18 protein-coding genes are annotated in these 21,486 nt (G+C 53.0%); 12 read left to right on the top strand and 6 right to left on the bottom strand.

From position 1 onward, the window contains the following. Positions 1-98: 98 nt before the first annotated feature. From C7M51_RS01480 to C7M51_RS01465, 4 genes are all read right to left on the bottom strand, one after another. Entirely contained in the window at positions 99-674 is a 576-nt protein-coding gene (locus C7M51_RS01480; protein WP_160619855.1) for a hypothetical protein, read from the bottom strand. After that, on the bottom strand, positions 671-4,849 hold the full coding sequence (locus C7M51_RS01475; RefSeq protein ID WP_160619853.1) for an RHS repeat-associated core domain-containing protein: 4,179 nt from the start codon (positions 4,847-4,849) through the stop codon (positions 671-673). Before C7M51_RS01475 ends, C7M51_RS01480 begins: the two co-directional genes overlap by 4 nt. Before the next feature lie 11 nt (positions 4,850-4,860). Beyond that, positions 4,861-5,304, bottom strand: a complete 444-nt coding sequence (locus C7M51_RS01470) for a DcrB-related protein (RefSeq protein WP_160619851.1) — start codon at positions 5,302-5,304, stop codon at positions 4,861-4,863. Positions 5,305-5,560: 256 nt separating this feature from the next. After that, positions 5,561-7,696 (bottom strand): TonB-dependent siderophore receptor, encoded by a 2,136-nt coding sequence (locus C7M51_RS01465; protein ID WP_425281002.1) that lies wholly within the window; start codon positions 7,694-7,696, stop codon positions 5,561-5,563. 408 nt (positions 7,697-8,104) lie between these two features. On the opposite strand from C7M51_RS01465, the gene C7M51_RS01460 reads away from it, so the two are divergent. The 6 genes from C7M51_RS01460 to C7M51_RS01435 all read left to right on the top strand — a co-directional run bounded on the left by C7M51_RS01460 (position 8,105) and on the right by C7M51_RS01435 (position 15,150). Then, positions 8,105-9,058 (top strand): siderophore ABC transporter substrate-binding protein, encoded by a 954-nt coding sequence (locus C7M51_RS01460; RefSeq protein WP_160619847.1) that lies wholly within the window; start codon positions 8,105-8,107, stop codon positions 9,056-9,058. A gap of 8 nt (positions 9,059-9,066) precedes the next feature. Beyond that, complete coding sequence (locus C7M51_RS01455) at positions 9,067-10,026, top strand: ABC transporter permease (RefSeq protein ID WP_160619845.1); 960 nt, start codon at positions 9,067-9,069, stop codon at positions 10,024-10,026. Positions 10,027-10,123: 97 nt separating this feature from the next. Beyond that, a complete protein-coding gene (locus C7M51_RS01450) occupies positions 10,124-11,020 on the top strand; it encodes an iron chelate uptake ABC transporter family permease subunit (RefSeq protein WP_208852134.1) in 897 nt (298 codons plus the stop codon). Continuing rightward, positions 11,017-11,775, top strand: a complete 759-nt coding sequence (locus tag C7M51_RS01445) for an iron ABC transporter ATP-binding protein (protein WP_160619843.1) — start codon at positions 11,017-11,019, stop codon at positions 11,773-11,775. Before C7M51_RS01450 ends, C7M51_RS01445 begins: the two co-directional genes overlap by 4 nt. 162 nt (positions 11,776-11,937) lie before the next feature. Beyond that, on the top strand, positions 11,938-14,127 hold the full coding sequence (locus tag C7M51_RS01440) for a TonB-dependent siderophore receptor (protein ID WP_160619841.1): 2,190 nt from the start codon (positions 11,938-11,940) through the stop codon (positions 14,125-14,127). A 36-nt stretch (positions 14,128-14,163) separates the two neighbouring features. Next, on the top strand, positions 14,164-15,150 hold the full coding sequence (locus C7M51_RS01435) for an ABC transporter substrate-binding protein (protein WP_160619839.1): 987 nt from the start codon (positions 14,164-14,166) through the stop codon (positions 15,148-15,150). Between the two features lie 18 nt (positions 15,151-15,168). Here the strand turns inward: C7M51_RS01435 and C7M51_RS01430 are convergent, their stop codons facing one another. Next, positions 15,169-15,528 (bottom strand): TehB family protein, encoded by a 360-nt coding sequence (locus tag C7M51_RS01430; protein ID WP_141176854.1) that lies wholly within the window; start codon positions 15,526-15,528, stop codon positions 15,169-15,171. A gap of 307 nt (positions 15,529-15,835) precedes the next feature. Here C7M51_RS01430 and dbpA point away from each other — a divergent pair, with 307 nt between their 5' ends. From dbpA to C7M51_RS01405, 5 genes are all read left to right on the top strand, one after another. After that, positions 15,836-17,215 carry an ATP-dependent RNA helicase DbpA gene (gene dbpA / locus C7M51_RS01425; protein ID WP_160619837.1) on the top strand — a complete coding sequence of 460 codons (1,380 nt, stop codon included), beginning with the start codon at positions 15,836-15,838 and terminating at the stop codon, positions 17,213-17,215. Between the two features lie 301 nt (positions 17,216-17,516). Continuing rightward, complete coding sequence (locus C7M51_RS01420; RefSeq protein WP_160619835.1) at positions 17,517-18,362, top strand: YPO3983 family protein; 846 nt, start codon at positions 17,517-17,519, stop codon at positions 18,360-18,362. Continuing rightward, the gene (locus tag C7M51_RS01415) at positions 18,352-18,810 is read left to right on the top strand and encodes a DUF943 family protein (protein ID WP_160619833.1); all 459 of its coding nucleotides are present in this window, start codon (positions 18,352-18,354) and stop codon (positions 18,808-18,810) included. The genes C7M51_RS01420 and C7M51_RS01415 overlap by 11 nt, the downstream gene beginning before the upstream one ends. Positions 18,811-18,910: 100 nt before the next feature. Beyond that, positions 18,911-19,390 (top strand): DUF943 family protein, encoded by a 480-nt coding sequence (locus tag C7M51_RS01410; RefSeq protein WP_160619831.1) that lies wholly within the window; start codon positions 18,911-18,913, stop codon positions 19,388-19,390. A gap of 131 nt (positions 19,391-19,521) precedes the next feature. After that, the gene (locus C7M51_RS01405) at positions 19,522-19,905 is read left to right on the top strand and encodes a RidA family protein (protein ID WP_160619829.1); all 384 of its coding nucleotides are present in this window, start codon (positions 19,522-19,524) and stop codon (positions 19,903-19,905) included. A gap of 37 nt (positions 19,906-19,942) precedes the next feature. On the opposite strand, the gene C7M51_RS01400 is transcribed toward C7M51_RS01405, so the two are convergent. After that, positions 19,943-20,137, bottom strand: coding sequence for a hypothetical protein (locus tag C7M51_RS01400; protein WP_160619827.1), 195 nt, complete (start codon positions 20,135-20,137; stop codon positions 19,943-19,945). A gap of 282 nt (positions 20,138-20,419) precedes the next feature. Between C7M51_RS01400 and corA the strand changes: the two genes are divergently transcribed. Beyond that, positions 20,420-21,391, top strand: coding sequence for a magnesium/cobalt transporter CorA (gene corA, locus C7M51_RS01395; protein ID WP_160619826.1), 972 nt, complete (start codon positions 20,420-20,422; stop codon positions 21,389-21,391). Positions 21,392-21,486: the final 95 nt, after the last annotated feature.

The following is a 21,486-nucleotide window of genomic DNA, read 5'->3' as shown; positions in this document are numbered from 1 at the left end:
CAAAAATATAATTTTAAAAAAATATCTTTATGGAATTTCCATGAAGTATAATTTACCAAGCGCTTACATACTCAGCTATTGTGAAAACACGTCCTGATCTACTTGCCATTTAGCTTTATCTTTAATTCATCAGCAAATTCAATTATATCCTCATCTTGACTATGCATCCCTAAATCTATGTGTTTATTTAATAAATTTTCATTTTTCATATTATAAAGAAACTCACCAATATCTTTATACAAATAATAATCCAAACCACCTCTATAGAAATTACCTATAACTTTATTCACCAAATTTTCACGTCCTAATACCCACCCACGTGAAAACAAAATATTTCTCGCTAATTTTTTTTCCTCATCATTACCAGCCATCGATATATCTATTAACTTCTCTATAAATGAATCTGATAAAGATAGATCGAGCAGGCCATCTTTTATTAATTTTAAAGAAACCCTCCTATACTCGCCATCATTAGAACATAGTAAAGAAAATAAATCTGGATCATATTCAATAAATAAAACTCGAATGCGATAATAATACTGATTTAAAATATCCTCTTGCAATTCATACTTAGTCCAATTTATTCCATCATGTTGAACCGACTCAATAAAATCACGTGTTCTTTCATTAAAAAAATCTTCAATTTCAACAAATAGCTTTACAAAATCATTCATATTTTACCACCATACTCCCACGGTAATGAATTAAATAAATCATTAAACTCATCTGGTGTCATATCTCGGGTTGGATATATTGTTGAATGACCTGGTGACATATATCCGCCCGGCATATCACGTCCATCATGCTTAATACCCAATCCATCAGGCATTTTTACGTCCTCAGGTAAAGAATGATAGTGCCCTTGTAAACCCGACTCTTGAGGTGTTCTGGTCACTGACTTACCTTGAGGTCTAGCCTTACCAGCCTGTGAAGGAAGCAAACCGCGCTCATTGGGTGTTAAATCTCGCCCACGAATCCCTTTTGGTCCACTCTTATTCCCAAATGCACAAAGCCGTTGTAGCCCTAACGGATCGATCCACGACACCGGATTCGGTGCGTACTGGTAAAGATTCAGCCCGCCCGCCAGCCCTATCGGGTCCTGGCTTATAAAGCGCCCCACCTGCGGGTCATAATAACGGAACAGATTGTAGTGCAGCCCCGTTTCGCTGTCAGCATATTGTCCCGCGTAGCGCAGCGGCTGATGCCGCAGCGTCCTGACCTGCGCCATACGGTAATATCCGCCACTCTGGTAACGCACCTCACCAAAGCTGCCGTACTGCCCACTCCAGCACAGCGCCCCGCTTTCGTCCGTCACCTCCAGCGGCGCGCCGTTCAGATCCGTACTGAACCAGTAAATATCGCCATTCGCATCATTACAGCCATGATCGATACGCGCCAGCGGGCTCCATACATCGTCCGGATCGTACAGATAAGTCCGGCAGCGGCCATCCTGCTGCTCCTGCAACAGGCGATACCCCTGCCACACAAAGCGGGTTTCTGTCACGCCACGCGCGGTGGTGACGGTTTTAGCGATGCGCCTGCCGAGCGCATCATAATCATAGCGCGCCTCAAAACGCCCCTCCGGGCCGGTTCCCCGTGCCGCTATCAGCCGGTTTTCCGCGTCCCAGGTATAATCCTGCCCGCCAGAACCGCCGCGCCGCCGGATCAGGTTGCCCCAGCAGTCGTACTGCATAAACAAATTCCGCCACTGTCGGAGGCGGTTATCTGCAACCGCAGCGGGCCCGCAGGCGGCGTCATTTTCCGCCAGGTTATCGGCGGCGTCATAGTGAAAGCGCACGCTGCTGTGCCCCTGACCCGCCCCGTACTGTTTTCGCAGTCGCCCTTCGGCGTCGTAGCCGTAAATCACCCCGCCCCGCAGCGTGTCGCTGACGCTTTCCAGCTCGCCGCGCCCGGTGTAACGGAACTGGCGTTCAAATATTTCCTGCTCCGGCAGGGCAACGTCAGCGCACGGCTCACTGCGCTGTAAGGTACGCCTGCCGAGACAGTCATACTGGCGGATCTGCGTACGGGCCCCCTGGCTGCGGCGGATTTCACGGTGCAGCCGGTCACGGCTAAACTCAGTAACCAGCCGCTGTCCAAAACGGATGGCGCTGACGTGGCCGGAGCCATAATGCAGCCATGAAGCCTGCTGCCCGCCGGGCAGCGTCAGCGAAAGCAAATTATCAGACGCATCCCACGCGTACCCGACCGTCCCGTTAACGCCGGACTCTTCCAGCAGACGTCCGGCAGCGTCACGCGTCAGGATAACCTCATCGGCCCGGATCCCCAGCGCTGCCCCCTCTGGGGTGGGCGTGCGCACAATGCGGGTAAGTCGCCCGCTCCGGTCGCGAAAGTAGCGATACGCCGCATGGTCGTGGCTGCGCCCGGTCAGCAGCCCGCTTTCATCATAGCTGAACTGCTGTTGCCGCCGGGCCGTCCCGCCACCGGCGGCAGGCCTGCCTTCCTCACGCAGGGCTAGCAGAAAACCGCGGGCGTTCCATTCCATATGACGGGCGGTGTTATCCGGGCGCGTTTCGCTCAGCGGGCGGCCCGCCGCGTCCCAGGTGTAGTGGTATTCGCCGCCGTTGCCGTTTTCCAGCCGGAGCAGGTTGCCGCGCGCGTCATAGTGCCAGCGGCGGGTACGCCCGATACGATCGGTAAAGGTGGCTGGCAGGCCGAGCGCATTGTATGTCCAGCGCATCTCGCTTCCCAGCGGATCGCGCCAGGCAGCGAGCCGGGCGCGATCGTTCCACCGCAGCGTTTCGCGGCTGCCGTCCGGGTGAATAACGGCGCTGAGCTGCCCGGCGTCGTTCCATTCACGCCGGCTGAGGTTGCCTTCCGCATCTTCGCTGCTGATAAGCTGGCCGAAGCGGTCGTAGCCGAAGCGGGTCACGCTGCCGGAACAGTCGGTGCGCTGCGTCAGCAGCCCCTGATGGTTCCACGCCAGGCGCACCACGCCGCCGACGGCATCGGTGATGCTGTCCGGTAATATCTCGCGGTCGTCGGGATAGCCGTAGGTGATTTTATTGCCGGATACGGCGGTTTCAGACAGCAGGCGGCCACGGCAGTCGTACTCGCTCTGCGCTGAAGTCCGGTCCGGGTAAAGGGTGCGGATCAGGCGGTCAGTCAGACGATACCAGTAATATTCCGTTCGCCTGCCTGCCGGATCGGTTTCCTGCGTCAGGCGTCCGTACTTATCCCATGACGTTCTGCGCATGGTGCCGTCGGGCAGAATAACGTCACACAGCTCGCCGTCACGGTAAACAAACGCCGTCCGGCTGCCGTCAAAATCGGTGAAGCTGGCGACCGTATCATCGTCATCAACCAGCCAGTGCGCCTCTGCGCCGTCGTCGCGTATCGCCCGGCGCGTGCCTTCGGCAAAATTGTATTCAAGGATCAGCCGCTCGCCGCCGCTGTGACGAAAAGCCACCACGCGCGGCAGCCCCGCGATTTCCTGCCAACGGTATTCGCACAGCAGCCCGTTCGCATCCTCGTGGGCCACCATCAGCCCGTCGCGCCACCGGAAACGACGGCGCACGCTGCCGCCCCGCCCCGTCACGCTGACAAGCTGGCCCTGCGCGTCGTAGGCGTAGCTGACCAGACAGACTTCATCATCCAGCCAGGCACCGACAAGACGTCCTCCGCTGTAGCGGCAGACCACGCGCTGAGCCGCGCTGTCCGTCAGCGCGTGCAGGGTGCGATCGTCGTTCCATTCAAACAGAATATCATTGCCGCAGGGATCGGCGATGCGCTGCAACAGCGCGGGCGCACCTTCAGGCAGCGGCGCATAGTGCAGACGCTCGCCGCTGATATCGTAAACTGACCAGCTGTTATCGCTGTGGTGCTCCAGCCAGCATTTTTCCGCCGCACAGTAGGTACGGTAGCCCACTGGCACCTGCGGAAAGGAAACGTAATCGCCGGAAGGCGCACGCCAGACCAGCCCGTCACCATACTGCTCCAGGCGGGTTTCCCAGAACAGGCTCCAGCCGCGCCCCAGCACGCTTTCAGCGGGGTTGCCGCTGCGCCAGTAGCGCTGCCAGCGCACCGGCAGACGCGACGGCAGTTCAAAATCCAGCTCATCGTCGCCGTCAAGAAACTTCTGTCCGCTGATAATATCTACCGGGCGGGCAATAATGCCTGCCGCCTGGATGGCAACCATCGCCATACCAGCACGGCAGGCGATGCGGCCCAGTTTATTAATGCCTGGCATTTTCGCCAGCAGCTTTATCAGCGCGCCAGCTTTACCGGCTAATGCGCCCACGCCGCCGACCAGCCCGGCAAACAGCAGGGTGAGGTCAGACACTTTATACAGCCAGTCAGGCACTTCAGGCGTAATGGGCAGCGTCTGCTCCGGCGGGCCGCCAATGCGAACATTAGCCGAACCGGTCATCACTTTAGCATCGCAGTTGGTACGATCGCCCGTGCGCGACGCGGGCAGGTCGTTGATACGAACCCGGGAGGAGCCTTCGGCCATCTGCATGGAAGGCCCGTGGCTGGAACAGCTTACCATGCTGTTGGTGGCGACAGCGGCGGGCCTGTCGTTAATAAAGACGTTATGAGAACCGGTAATAATGACGCCTTTTTTCGTCATGCTGGCCGCCCCGGCATCCGCTATGCTGTCGCGGGCGGCCGTTGCCAGCTCCCCCGTCACATAACCGACGGCCACGCTTGCGGCGATCAGCACCACGCCCACGCCAATACAGGACGCCGCGAGGCCCGCCATAAACAGGGCACCCGCAGCTATCCCTCCTGCTGCGGCAATCAGACCGCCCACGATCGTACCGGCAATCATGCCGAGAAGCGCACGGGAGTGCCCGATATCATCATTAACGCGTGCGGCCTCAAACATAATGACCGCTCTTACCCTGCGGAATGAAAACGAAAGCTACCGAAAAAAGCACGGAAGCGCGCGTTGTCTGCCTCGCTGAGGACCTGCGCAGAAGTCATGGTGAAGACCAGTACATTATCGTCAGTGGGGTTAAACACCGCCTGCTGCTGCTGAATGCGTTTACCCTCGCGCAGATAACTGACCTGTACGATCTCCCCCTGCGACAGATTATCGCCCAGCACCGCAGCGCTGCGCGCTTCCTGTTTCCAGCCTTTAATATGTTTTTTCATCAGCGCCAGCTGACGATCGATATAAGCAGTCAGGCTTTCATTAGGGTGCAGCGTATCGCGGGCGATATTAAACGACGGGGCATCTGCATCCGGCTGGGTAAAAATATTGACGGTGCGATCCTGACAGCCTTCAGGGATCGTAACCACACCTTCACTGAGCAGGCTGACCGGCGGGTATGCTGACATTAAGCGGATCCTTCCACAGCTTTCAGAAAATTAAATGTTAAAAACTCACGGCAATAATAAAATTATTATTCGAAGCTAACCAGCCAGACAAGGAAAGTTGACGAGAAAATCTTTATTTCTTGATGCAAAAACCTTTTTCCTGTTGTTTATTTTTTCTCAATTCACTTAATGAAAATATTAATAATTAAATAACCCAGATATTATCCCGCTAATAAAAAGCCTGCATTACGCAGGCTTTCAGTAAATAAAATCGGTCTCAGAACGACATGGTTACGCCCGCATAATAAGCGCGGCCCGGTTCGTTATAGGTTGATGCACCATCGTTTTCACGATAGACGCGTTTATCCAGCAGGTTGTTGATACCGGCGTTAAGACGCAAATTTTTCATCAGATCGTAATTAACGTTGAGTCCAACCACAGAGTAAGAGGCCACTTCTTTATCTGACAGGCCTTCTTTATTCTCTTTATTGTTTTCTACATGGTTACGTGGCTTCTGACGACCGTACAGCGTCCAGTTAATATTAGCGGAAAGTTTATCGGTCGCCTGATAATCCAGCATATTATTGATGGTGTATTTCGGGATAATCGACAGCGGGTTGCCGGTGCGCTTATCTTCCGAGGTGATCATATATGTTACGTTGGTGCGCCAGTTCAGGCTATCTTCCACCAGCGGGATCACCAGGTTACCTTCCAGCCCTTCCACTACCGCCTTACCGCCGTTTTCCCAGCGCAGGATATTATTGCCCGCGCTGGTGTTGGCAATAACCGTATTGCCAGAGACGATTTTATTTTTGTAATCGTTGCGGAACCAGGTAATACCCGCGTCATAACCGTTGCTGGTAAACTCAATGCCCAGCTCTTTATTAACGCTGACTTCAGGATCGAGATCCTTATTACCCATTAAATAACACTGGCCGACGACGCCTACCGGACAACCGTTGCCTTTAGTGGAAAGCAGATAGCCCTGGCTGGACTGATAAAGATTCGATGCCTTAAAGACGCGTGCAATCCCTGCCTTCAACTTGAAATAATCGCCCAGCTCCTGCGAGATATTCAGGCTGGGGCTCCAGTTATTGCCAAATTCGCTGTGGTGATCCAAACGCAGGCCCGGAATCAGCGTGGTGCCTGGCAGCGCTTCGATATTATCTTCAAAGTAAACCGCCGTTAAATCAGCGTGGTTTTTACCGCTGCGCGTAGCCGGATCGCCGGAAATGCCGTCATAGTCAAAATCACCAATATTCGCCATTGTCATGGATGCCGGATCGTTCAGTTTTTCACGGCTCCACTCTGCGCCCAGCGTCAGGTTTTGATCCACCAGCAGCGTCAGCGGCAGGTTCACCTCGCCGGTGGCACGGTAGTTTTGCAGGCGGCTGGTATTATATTTGTCGCTGTTAATCATCCCTTCAACTTTACCGCCTGCGCCTTCGCCCAGCCGGGTGTTGTTGGTTTTTTCGTAGTAGAAGCCCAGCTTCGACTGTCCCCAGTCCCAAATGCCATTGTGGGTCAGTCCCCAGTTCTGACGATACATACGGTTCGTTTCATGTCCGTACAGGCCAGCAATGAGATTGCCAGGGCTGACATTACTATTGCTGTACTGCGTATCGCCCGCGTAGATATTGCCCTGGCGGCTGTAGCCATAATCGAAATCGATAATCTGCGACGGTGAAATTTTCCAGGAGAGCTGACCGTTAATGTCCTTATTACGCACCCCTTCGTGACCGGCGGCGTAAGAACCATTCTGCGCGTTGTTAATATCCCAGGCGTCAGCCTGCGTTTTATTGATATTGCCGTACAGACGCATAGTTAACGTATCGCCTGCCAGCGGGCCGCTAAGACTGAAGTTGGCACGTTTGGTCGCCCCTTCTTTTTCATCTTCCGGCTGATTGGTAAACAGCGACAGCGTGCCGTGCCAGTCATTAGTTGGGCGTTTGGTAATGATATTGATTACGCCACCCGCCGCGCCGGAGCCGTAGCGCGCCGCCGCCGGACCACGCAGAATTTCAATGCGCTCTACCATTTCCGGCGGTACCCAGTTGGTATCGCCACGGGTATCGCGTTCGCCACGCCAGCTATAGCGCACCGAGTTACGTGAAGTGGTAGGCACGCCATCAATCAGAATCAGGGTATTTTCCGGACCCATGCCGCGAATATCGATCTGACGGTTGTTGCCGCGACTGCCGGACGCGCTGTTACCGGTCAGGTTAACGCCGGGCATTTTGCGAATAATGTCAGAGAGATCGTTTACCGGTGGGCTTTTTTCAATGTCTTCCGCAGTAATGATGGATACGCCAGGCTGTTGCTTAAGTTCCTCTTCTGCCGTAGCGCGTACCGTCATGACACCATCTTCTGGCGGTATATTTTCCGCTGCCAGCGCAACGCCGTGACAGCTCATCAACAGCAACAGCGCGCAAGGACGCATTTTGAAAGACTTTGTATAAATCATGCAACTAATCCCTGATAAATGTGTACGATTATTTCCGGGCTATATGATAACGATTATTATTACTATTACATCGCCAGCGAAGCAATCTCCACAAAATCTCCATAATTGTCGCTGGCAGAAAATCCTGCGCTAACCAGCCACCAGTAAAAAATATTACAAAACAAGCATATAAATAAATAATTACGACAAAGGTTATTAAACTGATTGCCCGATCCTGCTTTTTATTGATTCATAAAGTCGCGCATGCGGCACTGTTCAAGCCGTCGAGACGAGGGTATGATTTGCCCACCTCATCAAGAATGCGAATCATATGCATTAACGGTTGCCATCTGTCTGTTAACATTTTCAGGAGAGAAAATGCGTCTATCTTCCGCTTTTACCGCTACGCTGCTTGCCGCAGCCGTTGCTCTGACCGGGTGTGATGACACCACCGCACAGACCACCTCAGCGCATACCCTTCAGGTTGAACATGCGCAGGGCACCACCACCGTGCCGCAGCCGCCGCAAAAAGTGATTATTCTCAACCCGTCCACGCTGGATAATGCCGATGCGCTACAGATTCCGGTGGCAGGCGTACCGAAAAACAGCACGCATCTACCGGCGTTTCTGGCGAAATATGAGGGCGATGCTTATCTGAATACCGGCACGCTGTTTGAACCTGATTACGAAGCCATCAGCAATGCGAAACCCGATCTGATTATTGCCGGTGGACGTGCGCACGACGCCTACGACAAGCTCAGCGCCATCGCGCCGACCATCTCGCTGGAGGTGGATACCAAACACTTCACCCAGAGCCTGACCCAGCGTGTACAACAGCTTGGCGAGATTTTTGGTAAGCAGGATGAGGCGAAAGCGTTGACCGACAAGTTCGCCGCAAAAATCGCCGCGCTGCGCGATAAGAGCCAGCACGCCGGTAAAGCGATGGTGATTATGGTCAGCGGCGGCAAGATGTCTGCCTATGCGCCAGGCTCTCGCTTCGGTTTCATCTTCGACGAACTGGGCTTTACCCCTGCCACAACGTTCAGCCAGGCGGGCAAGCATGGCAACGTGGTTACCTCTGAATTCATCATGAATGTCGATCCTGACTGGCTGTTCGTCCTGGATCGCGACAGCGCTATTGGCCGCGCCGAAGGCGAATCTGCCCGACAGGTGCTGGATAACGCGCTGATCCATAAAACCAAAGCCTGGCAGAATCAACATATCATCTACCTCGATTCGGCTTCGCTCTACATCGCTGGCGGTATTCAGAGCTACAGCCGTCTAATGGACAGCATCAGCACCGCGCTGGATAACACCCCAGCCGGAAAATAAACGGGTTTATGAAGAGTTTTAGCTTTATCGCAGGCCTGGCGTTACTGCTGGGCCTGATGATCTGGAGCCTGTTTGTCGGCGTCAGCCAGGTAACATTGACCCGGCTGTGGAGCGATGCGGAAGTACGTGACGTCTTCTTTCTCAGTCGCGTGCCGCGCACCCTGGCGCTGCTGCTGGCGGGCAGCGCGGTCAGCGTTGCCGGGCTGATTATGCAGATGCTGACGCAGAACCGCTTCGTGGAGCCTTCTATTGCCGGTACGACGCAGTCAGCCAGCCTCGGTCTGCTGCTGGTGATGATCGTCAACCCCGCAGCGCCGGTCATGGTAAAAATGATCGTCGCTACGCTGTTTGCGCTGATCGGCACCGGGCTGTTTTTGCTGGTGCTGCAACGAATGCGGCTGAAAACGCCGCTGATGGTGCCGCTGACCGGCATCATGCTCGGCGCGATTTTCAGCGCGGTCACCACTTTTCTGGCAATGGAATTCGATCTGCTACAGTCGCTGGGTAGCTGGGAGGCGGGCGACTTTTCCGGCGTCCTCCAGGGCCGCTATGAACTATTGTGGCTCACCGGCCTGCTGACGCTGCTGGCCTGCTTTATCGCCGACCGCTTTACCGTCGCCGGGATGGGACGGGAATTCGCCGTTAACGTCGGGCTAAACTATCGTCGCGTGGTGTTTATTGGCATGGCGATTATCGCGCTGATTAGCGGCGTGGTGATTGTGGTGGTCGGCGTACTGCCCTTCCTCGGTCTGATTGTGCCTAACCTGGTGAGCATTACCCTGGGCGATAACCTGCGCCGAACCATTCCCTGGGTAGCGCTGTGCGGCGGCGGGCTGGTGGTGCTGTGCGATATTATCGGACGACTGATTAGCTTCCCGTGGGAGATCCCGGTCAGCGTGATCCTCGGCTGCCTGGGCGCTGCGATATTCCTGCTGTTGATTTTAAGGAGCCGCCGTTATGCAGGCTGACAGTTCAGTACCGCGTCCTTCAGGGCGCGCTTTACGGCTGCGTTTCGATTCCCCGGCCCGGCGGCTGGCAGGGTTAAGCGTACTGGCGCTGGCCTGCATGGTGCTGTTTATGACCATCAACCTCAGCGGCAACATCCGCTATATTCTGGCACATCGCGGGCTGATACTCGCCACGATGGTACTGGTCGCCTTCTCCTCCGGGGTCGCGACGCTGCTGTTCCAGACGGTGACCAATAACCGCATTCTGACGCCGTCAGTGATGGGGCTGGAAGCGCTGTTTATTCTGATCCAGACGCTGTTGATCTTCTTTATCGACGCCAACGGGCTGGCAATGCTTGGTACCAGCGGTCAGTTTATTTGCGAAGCGCTGCTGCTGGTGCTGTTTTCTACTTTCCTCTACCGCTGGCTGTTGGGGCGGGTAGGCGTCAATCTGCATAGGGTACTACTGGTGGGGTTGGTATGCGGCACGCTGTTCCGCAGCATCTCCGGCCTGCTGCAACGCCTGCTGGAGCCGGGTGAGTTCGCTATTTTACAGAGCCGAATTTTTGCCACCTTTACCCGTGCGGCACCGGAAATTATCGCGCTGTCAGCGCTGGCGGTACTGGTGACGACGGTGGCGATCTGGCGTATGCGCTACAGCCTGGATGTGATAGCGCTGGGACGTGAGTTAGCCATGGGTCTTGGCGTCAGCTGGCGGCGGCGGGTGACGCTGATTCTGCTGCTGGTTTCGCTACTGGTGGCGCTCTCTACCGCGCTGGTAGGCCCGCTGACCTTCTTTGGCCTGCTGGTAGCTAACCTCACCTATCCGCTGATCGGCTCGCATCGCCATCAATATCTGCTGCCCGGCGTCGTGCTGACGGGCATCATTACGCTGGTAGGCGGACAGGTTATTCTGGAACGCGGGCTGCATATGGCAGGCACGCTCTCGGTGGTAATTGAGTTAGTCGGCGGCGCGCTGTTCCTCTGGTTTTTGATTAAAAAGGCTGCGGTGTGATTGAAGTAAAAGAGATTAGTAAAAGCTATCAGAACACAACGGTGCTGGATCGCGTTACCGAATCAATCCCGGCGGGCGGCATTACGTCGATTATCGGCGCTAACGGCGCGGGAAAATCGACGCTGCTGTCGGTGATTAGCCGTCTGCTGACCGCTGACAGCGGCAGCGTATGGGTTAACGGCCTGGAAGTGGCAAAAACGCCCGATGAGCAGATGGCAAAAGTGCTGGCGGTATTGCGCCAGGAAAACCACTTTACCAGCCGCCTGACGGTGGAAGATTTGGTGGGCTTCGGGCGCTATCCCTGGTCAAAAGGACGTCTGACCCAGCAGGATAAGCAGCATATGGAAACGGCGATGGCGTTTCTCGATCTGCTACCGCTGAGAACGCGCTATCTCGATCAGCTCTCCGGCGGTCAGCGTCAGCGCGCCTGCGTAGCGATGGTGCTCTGTCAGGATACCGACTACGTACTGCTGGACGAGCCGTTAAATAACCTGGATATGAAGCACAGCGTGGCAATGATGAAGCAGCTGCGCCGGGCCGCCGATGAGCTGCATAAAACCATTATCCTGGTGATCCACGATATCAACTTCGCCTCGGCCTATTCTGACCATATTATCGCCATGAAACAGGGCCAGGTGCTCTATCGCGGTGCGCCGCAGGAAATTATGCGCCCGGACGTTATCGAAGAGATTTTTGATACCAAAGTGCAGATTGAAACACTGCACGGTCAATATATCGCCATCTATTACCGTTAGTGCTCTCCCGCTATCACTCAAAAAAACGAGTGATAGCGTAGCCTTACACCTCCTTACACTCTCCAGACAGTTTCCCGTTAAAAAAAATAACGTGTGACGCCAGGCAAAAAGTGCTAACTTCCGCCAGCGTAATATAACTAATTATATGACGCTGGATATAAAATGCACAAAACACCTTTAGCAGCGCTGCTGCTCACCTTACCAGGGATCTCTCCATTCGCCATTGCCGCACCTGCCTCCGCGCCGGTGGATAACAGCGATGCAGCGCAGGAAACCATGATCGTTGTCGCCAGCGCCGCGCCCAACGCGGAAAAAGTGAAAGCGGGCGCTGGCTTTGTCACCTCCGATCTGGACGTAGGGCCGTTAGGCAATAAGGCATGGATCGATACGCCTTACGCCACCACCACCGTTACGCAGCCAATGATTGAAAATCAGCAGGCGAAAAGCGTTAGCGAACTATTGAAATACCTGCCCGATACGCAGATGCAGGCGCGCGGCGGCATGGATGTCGGCAGGCCGCAAAGCCGCGGTATGCAGGGCAGCGTTGTCGCTAACAGCCGCCTTGACGGGCTGAATATGGTCGCCACTACCGCTTTTCCGGTCGAAATGCTGGAGCGGCTCGACGTGCTGAACAGCCTGACAGGCGCACTCTACGGTCCCGCCAGCCCTGCCGGACAGTTTAACTTTGTTGCCAAACGCCCCACCGAACAGACGCTGCGGCGCGTCACGCTCGGCTATCAAAGCCGCAACGCCTGGAGCGGTCATGTTGATCTCGGCGGTCATTTTGATGCCGATAACCGCTTCGGCTATCGCCTTAACCTGCTGAATGAAGATGGCGAAGGCAGCGTGGTTGACAGCACGCGCCGCCGCAAGCTGATCGCGCTGGCGCTGGACTGGAATATTCAGCCGGGTACGCAACTGCAATTTAACGCCAGCCACTATAACTTTGTGCAGAAAGGTTACGTTGGCGGCTTCAGCTATAAGCCGGGCGTATCGTTGCCACAGGCACCAGACAGTAAAAATAAAAACTTTACCCTGCCGACAGCGGGCAACGATCTCACCACCGATACCCTCAGCGCCCGTCTGATTCACTATTTCAACCCGGACTGGTATTTAACGACGGGCGTGGGTTACCAGCAGGCGGATCGGGGAATGCGATCGGTTTCCAGCACCTTAATTGATAATCAGGGCACGCTAAAGCGCAGCATCAGCGATTCCAGTGCCGCAGGCCGCTTCCGCGTGCTGAGCAACACCCTGACGCTGAACGGCCATGTTGATACCGGCAGCATCGGACACGATCTGTCGCTGGCTACCACCGGCTACGTCTGGTCAATTTACGGCGCAAAAGGCGGCAGCCGCTCTTACGATCTTGGCAACACTTCCTTCTACGATCCTTCACGCCTGCAAGAGCCGGGCGATGGCAAAATCAATACTCACGGCGCGCGCTATAAATCGAGCGTCAACACGCAGCAAAGCCTGACTATCGGCGATACGGTGACCTTTAACCCGCAGTGGTCGGCAATGTTCTATCTCAGCCAGAGCTGGCTGGAAACGCGCAGCTTCGATAAACAGCACCATAAAACCAGCCAGGATAATCAGGATGGCCTCAGCCCCAACGCCGCGCTGATGTATAAAATCACCCCGGCACTGATGGCCTATATCAGCTACGCTGACTCGCTGGAACAGGGCGGCACCGCGCCGATTGATGACGCGGTAAAAAATGCCGGTCAGTCGCTCTCTCCTTACCGCAGCAAACAGTATGAAATGGGGTTGAAAGCGGATTCTGGCACGATGAACCTGGGCGCAGCGCTGTTTCGCCTGAAACGCCCCTTCGCCTGGGTCGATCCCGGCGATATGGTTTACAAGGAACAGGGCGAACAGGTTAATAACGGGCTGGAGCTGACCGCCAGCGGTAATCTTTGGCAGGGGCTGAATATCTACAGCGGTATAACGTTCCTCGATCCAAAACTGAAGAAAACCCAAAGCGCCAGCACCAGCGACAAACGGGTGGTCGGCGTGCCAAAAACGCAGGCTAACCTGCTGGTGGAGTACAGCCTGCCCGCGATGCAGCAGCTGGTCTGGAGCGCCAACCTGCACTACACCGGCAAACGCGCCGCCAACGATACCAACACCAGCTGGGCAGGCAGCTACACCACGCTCGATCTGGGCGCACGCTACAGCATGAAAATCGATCGCGTACCGACCACCTTCCGCGTAGCGGTGAATAACGTCACTAACGAGCACTACTGGGGATCGATCTTCGCCTCCAGCACCGACGGCACCGGTGGTTCCGCCAGCGCTTTCCCCGGCGCCGGACGTGAAGTTCGCGCCTCGGTCACCTTTGATTTTTAACCGGAGCGGCGCGTCTGACGGGCGCGCCGAGAGCTAATGAAATTACTGCGTTTTCTCCCCTTATTAGCCGGCCTGCTGCTGCCTGGGCTGGCTATAGCCGCAGCGGAACATCGAGATATCCGCGTCGCCTCGCCGTGGCCCGCGCAAAACACCATTATCGCTATGCTCGGCTACGGGCAAAACATCGTCGGCACTTCAGCGACAGCCCAGCGTATTCCGCTGTTTCGGCAGGTTTATCCTGCCATTGCTAGCGTGCCGGTTATCAGCGTAACCAGCGGTCACGAAATTAATCCGGAACAGGTGATCGCCCTCGGCACCCAGCTGCTGTTTCTGCCGGAAAATATGCATACCCCGCAGCCTCACGTATTGCAGCAGGCGGGCGTCCAGGTGCTGGCACTGCGGGCCAACTCCATGCAGGCACTGCGCGAACGCGTCACCCTCAGCGGCAAGGCGCTGGGGCCGGACGCTGAACAGGTTGCCAGACGCTATCAGGTCTATTTCCAGCGTAATATTGATCTGGTACGGACGCGGTTACAGGATTTACCCGCTGAGCAGCGGCTGAAGGTGTATCACAGCATGGGCGGCAGCTTAACCACCACCGGACGTCCTTCACTCAATCAGGACTGGATGGATCTGGCCGGAGCCGTTAACGTGGCGGAGAACTGGTTTCAGGGTAAACCCAACAGCACAGGAGAAGTGCCGCTGGAGAAGATTGCACAGGCTAATCCGGACGTCATTGTCGCTATGAATCAGCGTGATGCCGCGCTGATGCGCAGTTCACCACAGTGGCAGGGCGTGCGCGCCGTACAGCAGCATCGGGTATACGTTAACCCACAGGGGATGTTTTGGTGGTGCCGGGAAACCAGCGAAGAAGCGCTACAGTTTTTGTGGCTGGCAAAAACCCTTTATCCGCAGCGCTTTGAGGACATTGATATGTTGCAGGAGACGCGCCGTTTCTACCACGATTTCTTTGGCATCAACCTGAGCGATGAACAGGTTGATGCCATTCTCTATCCACAGTAGTGACGGGGCGTATTTGGCTTATTCGCCTTTACGGGCGTTAACTACCTGCCCCATGCCTTTACCTTCCAGCTGTTCTTCAGGATCGGCAAAGAAATCGATATTAAAATAGGTATCGTCCGTCAGCAGTTCAATGTGGTGCCAGTACTGCGGCGGGCTGATACCGAAATGTCCGGCTTCAATCACCACTTCAATTTCAGCCTTCTCGTCATGCTCGTCAGGATGACCGTAATATTTTACCGCGCCCTGCATGACTGACAGGCGACCATAAACCCCTTTTTTGGTGTTGTGATGAGTCAGCAGCGCACGCGGCACGCTGGTTTTATCCCAGAATGGTGTGGAGCGAGTATGCACAAAATGTTTTGGAATTTGATGAGCCATGGTGATCTCCTCGGGATGTTTATTTAGTCGTTATCTGTCTTAATCTTTTGCAAATGGCGTGCCAGTTTATAATTTCCTTTTTATTCAGTTGATTATATTTATGACATCAATGGAAATTGTTAATATGACGCGGCTAAAAATTGTCTATTTGACTGTCTATTGTCGGCGGCACAATACCACCGCACGCCGTCGGTACGCCTGAATACAGCCTGCTTTGTTTATAGCGTAACACTGTGCCTTTTACTGCCGCCCGCTAAAGATTCTGTTAAACTGAGCGTTGCAAACCCGCCCGATTAGAGACTTTCCCGTGACTGCTTTTTCCACCCTGACGCAACTGCCCGCCAGCCAGCTCGATAATCTGCGCGAGATGGGCTTCGAAGCCATGACACCCATTCAGGCCGCTGCCCTGCCCGCTATTCTTGAAGGCCGCGATGTGCGCGCCCAGGCAAAAACCGGCAGTGGTAAAACCGCAGCATTCGGGCTTGGCCTGCTGCAACATATCGACACCGCCCGGTATCAAACGCAGTCGCTGGTGCTCTGCCCGACGCGCGAACTGGCCGATCAGGTCAGTAACGAACTGCGTCGTCTGGCGCGCTTTACGCGCAACATTAAAATCCTGACATTGTGCGGCGGCCAGCCGCTTGGCGCACAGCGTGATTCACTGGTACATGCGCCGCATATCGTGGTGGGGACGCCGGGACGTATTCTCGATCACCTGAAGCGCGAAACGCTGGATCTCTCGCAGCTGCGCGCTCTGGTACTGGATGAAGCTGACCGCATGCTGGAAATGGGCTTTCTGGAAGATATAGAGGCCATCGTTAACCGCACACCGTCACAGCGTCAGACGCTGCTTTTTTCCGCCACCTGGCCGCAGGACATCATCTCTATCAGCAACCGCTTTCAGCGCGATGCGCAAGCCATTGCCACGGAAGATGTCACCGAACTGCCCGCTATCGAACAGCACTTTTATGAAGCGAGCAGCCGCGAAAAGCTGAATCTGTTGATCGGTCTGCTGAGCCAGCAGCAACCCTCTTCCTGCGTGGTATTTTGCAATACCAAACGGGAATGCGACGATATCGCCGCCGCACTGGAGAACAGTAATATCAGCGCGCTGGCGCTGCACGGCGATCTGGAGCAACGCGACCGCGATCGGATACTGATTCGCTTTGCCAACGGTAGCTGCCGGGTGCTGGTTGCGACCGATGTCGCCGCACGCGGCCTGGATATTAAAGCGCTGGCAATGGTGGTGAACTATCAGCTTTCTTACGATCCTGAAGTGCATGTGCATCGTATCGGACGTACCGCCCGCGCCGGTGAACAGGGCACGGCGGTGAGTTTTGTTGCACCGGAAGAGATGGTACGCGCTCATGCGCTGGAGGATTATTTACAGCAGCCGCTAACGTGGTCATCCAGCGCCGCGTTAAGAAATCAACCATCACAGGCCCTGCCCGCCGCGATGATGACGCTCTGTATTGATGGCGGACGCAAAGCGAAAATCCGTCCGGGCGATATTCTCGGCGCACTGACCGGCGAAGCGGGCCTGAGCGCCGATCTAATCGGCAAAATCGATCTGACGCCAACCCATGCTTATGTCGCCATTGCCGCCGCAAAAGCAAAAGAGGCGCTAATCAAGCTGAAACAGGGCAAGATTAAAGGAAAAAGCTGCCGCGCTATTTTGCTGAAATAATTGCCTGAGCCAGCCATCCAGCCGCGCCCCTTACCGGGACGCGGCTTTTCTATTTCCCGTTAGTCGTTTCGCTTATTTGCAATATCTGCTGAAGGTAGATAACCAGTAATATCACCACAGGTTAATATTTAATAAACCCGCATAAGTTGACGCTGATATGGCAGAATAAAGCCATCTGTTTTAACTGTCGCCAGGAATGATTAATGGAAACAGTAAAACAAGAAAGCATAATATTTATCAAAATGTTTATTAAAACAACCCGTTCTTTATGGATAATGATGATAATCAGGGGGATTTTACTATGTCGGCCCTACAGCTTCCTTATACGTTATTTAAAACCCAGAAATGGATGGACGATTATGGTGCTGCGGATATGCGCTACGGTGACTTAACTGAAACCCAGCTAAAATCTAAATTTCATCTGATAGATGTTTCTTCCCGAGTCGATCCTTACAGGCTGACAAAAATCACTCCGTTTAATCAGCCGCAGTCCATGTTTCACGGATCCCGTGGCGAAGGTGAAAAAATTACCAGCCATGAGTGCGCCACTATCCTTTTTGATGAGCTTCGTCATCTTTCAACAGCCTTTTCTTTGTATGGTCAGTACAAGTACCTGATCGAAGATATGATAAATCATATGCAGCATGGCAATGGTTTGCCTTTTTATAGTATGTACCTGAATACTGCATTAAAAGAACAATTACTTAATATGCAATCCAAACAAAACAGTACACTTTTCTTATTGGGCCAAGCCCTAAAAGAAAATATTAACTGGAAGAAGAAACATTATCCATTAGAAAAAATAAAAAAGTTAGGAGAAGCTATTCTTGATGGCAAGTTACCAAAATTTGACAGATTGCAAGATAATTTTAATGGGATGGGAATTACTGTTCATGACACATGGGCAACATACATCACGATAAAATCATTGCATATAAATAACGATTATTATCATGCAATAGTTCACTACAAGGTTCAGGATCACTTTGGCCTGGACGATGAAGATATTCTTGATGTTAAATTTTCTCAGTTCCGTTTTTTCCGTATATGGTTTATTCTCCAGCGATATAAATTATTCGCTTTTAAGCCCTTCATGACCAATATGGAAACTACGATAAAAATTCAAGGTAAACGTCATGAAAAATAGAAAAGTAATTTTTTTGCCACTCATCTTAGTAAGCATATTGATTGGTTACGCTCTGTTTCTATTTCTACGCCCAGTAGAAATCATCGCGGTACATCAAAATAATAACAATAGCGCCGTTTTAGTAAAAAATTTCCCTGTCACAGAGCAAGGGAAAATAGCGTGGTGGCTGAAAAATAAGGCATTATTGAAAGAAAAATACAATATTCCCAGGCCTGCGGAAGATGGCTTTTTCTCGATAACCTTTTGGTTATTTGGCGAAGGATATAAAGAAGCTGGTAAACATGACAGGAAATGCTTTGAAGATATCCAAAGCAAGGAAAATTGCATTGATAAGAACGCTCTGCTTATGATAAGAAACAGTAAAAATACCGGGCTTTATTTTATTGCTGACAGTGGTATCTATCGTATCAGCAAAAAAGGGAAAATAGAAAAGGAAAATACAGAATAGAAGTTTACCTCAACGAACTTTTATAATAAAAAATAAAAATATATGGCATTATTTTTAATAAAAATGATGAATCCCACACCTAATATTATTGGAGAACGCAATGAAGATTAAGTACAAGAAATGTTGTTTAGCTCTGATAGTGGCTGGGTTTGTAATAGCAATTTACACCGCATGGTTATCATTGCGACCTGTTAATATTATTGCCGTTCATCAACGAAGCAACAATTTTAGTGCGATTTTAGTCGAAAACTTCCCGCTTACTGATAAAGGAAAAATAGCGTGGTGGTTAAAAAATAGCTACCCAATCAAAGAGAAATATAATATTCCTGTTCCCGCAGAGGACGGCTTTTTTTCTATTACCTTTTGGCTGTTTGGTGATGGTTATAAGGAACAAGGAAAATATGATCGGCTCTGCTTTGATGAGATAAAATCAAGTAAAAAATGTATCGAGAAAAATCCTGTTCTTACGGTAGAAAAAACCAGAAACAGAGGGATTTTTTTTACGATATACGATGGCAGCAACTATCGCATAGATGAAAATGGCAAAATTATCAAAATCACTGAAAGCCGCGATAAATAACCGAATCACTTTTCGCTGGCACGTTAGGGGCAGGCTTGCCCACACCAGCTTCTGTAAACCGCTTAGCGGAGGTTTTCCTGTACATCAAGTCAGTCTATGCTGACAGTTACCCTCAACAATAAGGAACCCCTATGGGCATTGCTGAACGCAAAAATTACCCGCAGCTGGGCGAGATAAAAGGCCCCTATGTTCATGCCGTTCGTCACGGTGAAACGCTCTATATTTCCGGACTGACCGCCTTTGGCAGCGAAGCGCAAAAAGCGGGTATCGCCGCGCAGGCCGAAGAAATCTTCCGTCAGTTTACTCTTATCGCCAGCGCCGAAGGCACCTCCCTGCATGCGCTGCTGAAAGTCACTATCTTCGTCACCTCGCTACGTGAAATCGATGCGCTGCGTGCGGTTCTGTTTCGCAACTTTGGCGAACACCTGCCCGCCTGCTCGCTGGTCCAGGTCAGCCAACTCTTTTCTCCCGATCTGTCGGTAGAAATTGAGGCGATACTGGCGCTGAACCATTAATACCACGCCGCCTTTTAGCGGCGGCGAAGCATCATGGTTATCCGGCAATATTCTTTATTTCCGCCGCATGTAACGCATGTTGCAGACGAGCAAAAAGCGCTTCATCCGCGGCGTTCCACAGATCGCCTTTTCCCTTCAGTAGCTCGCGCAGTAGTGTTGACCATTGTCCCATACGCACCAGCTCCTCCGCTGAAAAAAACGACGCCGACGTTTTTTCTGTTACTCCAGCCATAAACAACCCCATAAATTGTTAATCGTTATCCGCTGATGCCGGGTAACGGCACGGTTAATCATGTTAATTCACCAGGAAGGAGGATGCCCAGCGTTCGGCGATCGGTACGCCCTTTTCCAGATTTTCTTCACCTGTGCGGATGACTGAGCCACGCCGTGAGGCGGTTACAGACGGAAACCTTATCGTGCGATACACACGGCATCGCTATTTCTCTTTCCGCTGCGTTAAGGACTACCCTTTAACGGAGGATAAAGACCACCCAGCCAAGGGAGCTGTAAATTTATGGTTATCAACAGTATTGTGTATCGCGACGGCGCACGTGAAGAAGTGATCGATCCAGAGAATATCAGCCGTGAGGTGATGGAAGACCCGGATGCCTTTATCTGGCTGGGGCTGTATCAACCCGATCCGCCTTTTATGAAAAAAATGCAGGAAGAGTTCGGCCTGCATGAGCTGGCGATCGAAGATGCGCTGACCGCCCACCAGCGTCCCAAGCTGGAGCAGTATGGCGAATCACTGTTTATCGTGCTGAAAACCGCTCACCTGAACGAACACAACCATATTGAATTTGGCGAAACCCACTTTTTCGTCAGCAAAAAGTTTTTGATCACCGTGCGGCACGGTGCCTCCGAGAGCTACGCGCCGCTGCGCAAACGCACGGAAGAGCGCCCGGAAATGCTTGGTAAAGGCGTCGGCTTTCCGCTCTACTGTCTGTTCGATTTTATTGTGGATAACTACAGCGATATCACCGCCACGCTTGGCGAACGCATCAACGAAATGGAACGTGCCATGTTCCGTACCGAATTCGATCGTAAAGCGGTACAGCATGTTTATACGCTACGGCGGCAGCTGCTGGCGTTACGCAATGCGGCGATGCCGGTTGATGAAATTTGTAACCAGCTTATCCGCCTGCATGAAGATATTATTCCCAAGCCGCTACGCGTCTATCTGCGTGATGTTCAGGACCACGCTCACCACGTGGTGACCGATACCGATGATATGCGTGAAATCCTTACTAACGCCATGCATGTCAACCTGGCGCTGGTGACGGTACAACAAAACGAGGTGGTAAAAAAACTGGCGGGCTGGGGGGCTATTCTGGTGATCCCGACGGTGATTTTCAGCATGTATGGCATGAACTTCGAAAGCATGCCGGAAATCCATTCGCCCTGGGGCTATCCGGCGGCCATCGGCGGTACTCTGCTGGCCTGCGGCGCGCTCTACTGGCGTCTGAAACGCGCCAGCTGGTTATAACGATTTTCAGCGCCAACCAGCGGCGCACGCCCGACGGCCCGGCTTCCTGAAACAATGGTGCCAGGCCACTAACCATCCACGCCGTGCTGCCTAAC

The organism is Mixta intestinalis, from assembly GCF_009914055.1.
Lineage (GTDB): Bacteria > Pseudomonadota > Gammaproteobacteria > Enterobacterales > Enterobacteriaceae > Mixta > Mixta intestinalis.
The sequence above is the reverse complement of the archived record's forward strand: the minus strand, read 5'-3'. Positions and strand labels throughout refer to the sequence as shown.

Excerpts from the sequence above, each read along its gene's own strand:
- C7M51_RS01480 (WP_160619855.1), bottom strand. The coding sequence starts at position 674 with ATGAATGATTTTGTAAAGCTATTTGTTGAAATTGAAGATTTTTTTAAT.
- C7M51_RS01475 (WP_160619853.1), bottom strand. The coding sequence starts at position 4,849 with ATGTTTGAGGCCGCACGCGTTAATGATGATATCGGGCACTCCCGTGCG.
- C7M51_RS01470 (WP_160619851.1), bottom strand. The coding sequence starts at position 5,304 with ATGTCAGCATACCCGCCGGTCAGCCTGCTCAGTGAAGGTGTGGTTACG.
- C7M51_RS01465 (WP_425281002.1), bottom strand. The coding sequence starts at position 7,696 with ATGAGCTGTCACGGCGTTGCGCTGGCAGCGGAAAATATACCGCCAGAA.
- C7M51_RS01460 (WP_160619847.1), top strand. The coding sequence starts at position 8,105 with ATGCGTCTATCTTCCGCTTTTACCGCTACGCTGCTTGCCGCAGCCGTT.
- C7M51_RS01455 (WP_160619845.1), top strand. The coding sequence starts at position 9,067 with ATGAAGAGTTTTAGCTTTATCGCAGGCCTGGCGTTACTGCTGGGCCTG.
- C7M51_RS01450 (WP_208852134.1), top strand. The coding sequence starts at position 10,124 with ATGGTGCTGTTTATGACCATCAACCTCAGCGGCAACATCCGCTATATT.
- C7M51_RS01440 (WP_160619841.1), top strand. The coding sequence starts at position 11,938 with ATGCACAAAACACCTTTAGCAGCGCTGCTGCTCACCTTACCAGGGATC.
- C7M51_RS01435 (WP_160619839.1), top strand. The coding sequence starts at position 14,164 with ATGAAATTACTGCGTTTTCTCCCCTTATTAGCCGGCCTGCTGCTGCCT.
- C7M51_RS01430 (WP_141176854.1), bottom strand. The coding sequence starts at position 15,528 with ATGGCTCATCAAATTCCAAAACATTTTGTGCATACTCGCTCCACACCA.
- C7M51_RS01420 (WP_160619835.1), top strand. The coding sequence starts at position 17,517 with ATGTCGGCCCTACAGCTTCCTTATACGTTATTTAAAACCCAGAAATGG.
- C7M51_RS01415 (WP_160619833.1), top strand. The coding sequence starts at position 18,352 with ATGAAAAATAGAAAAGTAATTTTTTTGCCACTCATCTTAGTAAGCATA.
- C7M51_RS01410 (WP_160619831.1), top strand. The coding sequence starts at position 18,911 with ATGAAGATTAAGTACAAGAAATGTTGTTTAGCTCTGATAGTGGCTGGG.
- C7M51_RS01405 (WP_160619829.1), top strand. The coding sequence starts at position 19,522 with ATGGGCATTGCTGAACGCAAAAATTACCCGCAGCTGGGCGAGATAAAA.
- C7M51_RS01400 (WP_160619827.1), bottom strand. The coding sequence starts at position 20,137 with ATGGCTGGAGTAACAGAAAAAACGTCGGCGTCGTTTTTTTCAGCGGAG.
- corA (WP_160619826.1), top strand. The coding sequence starts at position 20,420 with ATGGTTATCAACAGTATTGTGTATCGCGACGGCGCACGTGAAGAAGTG.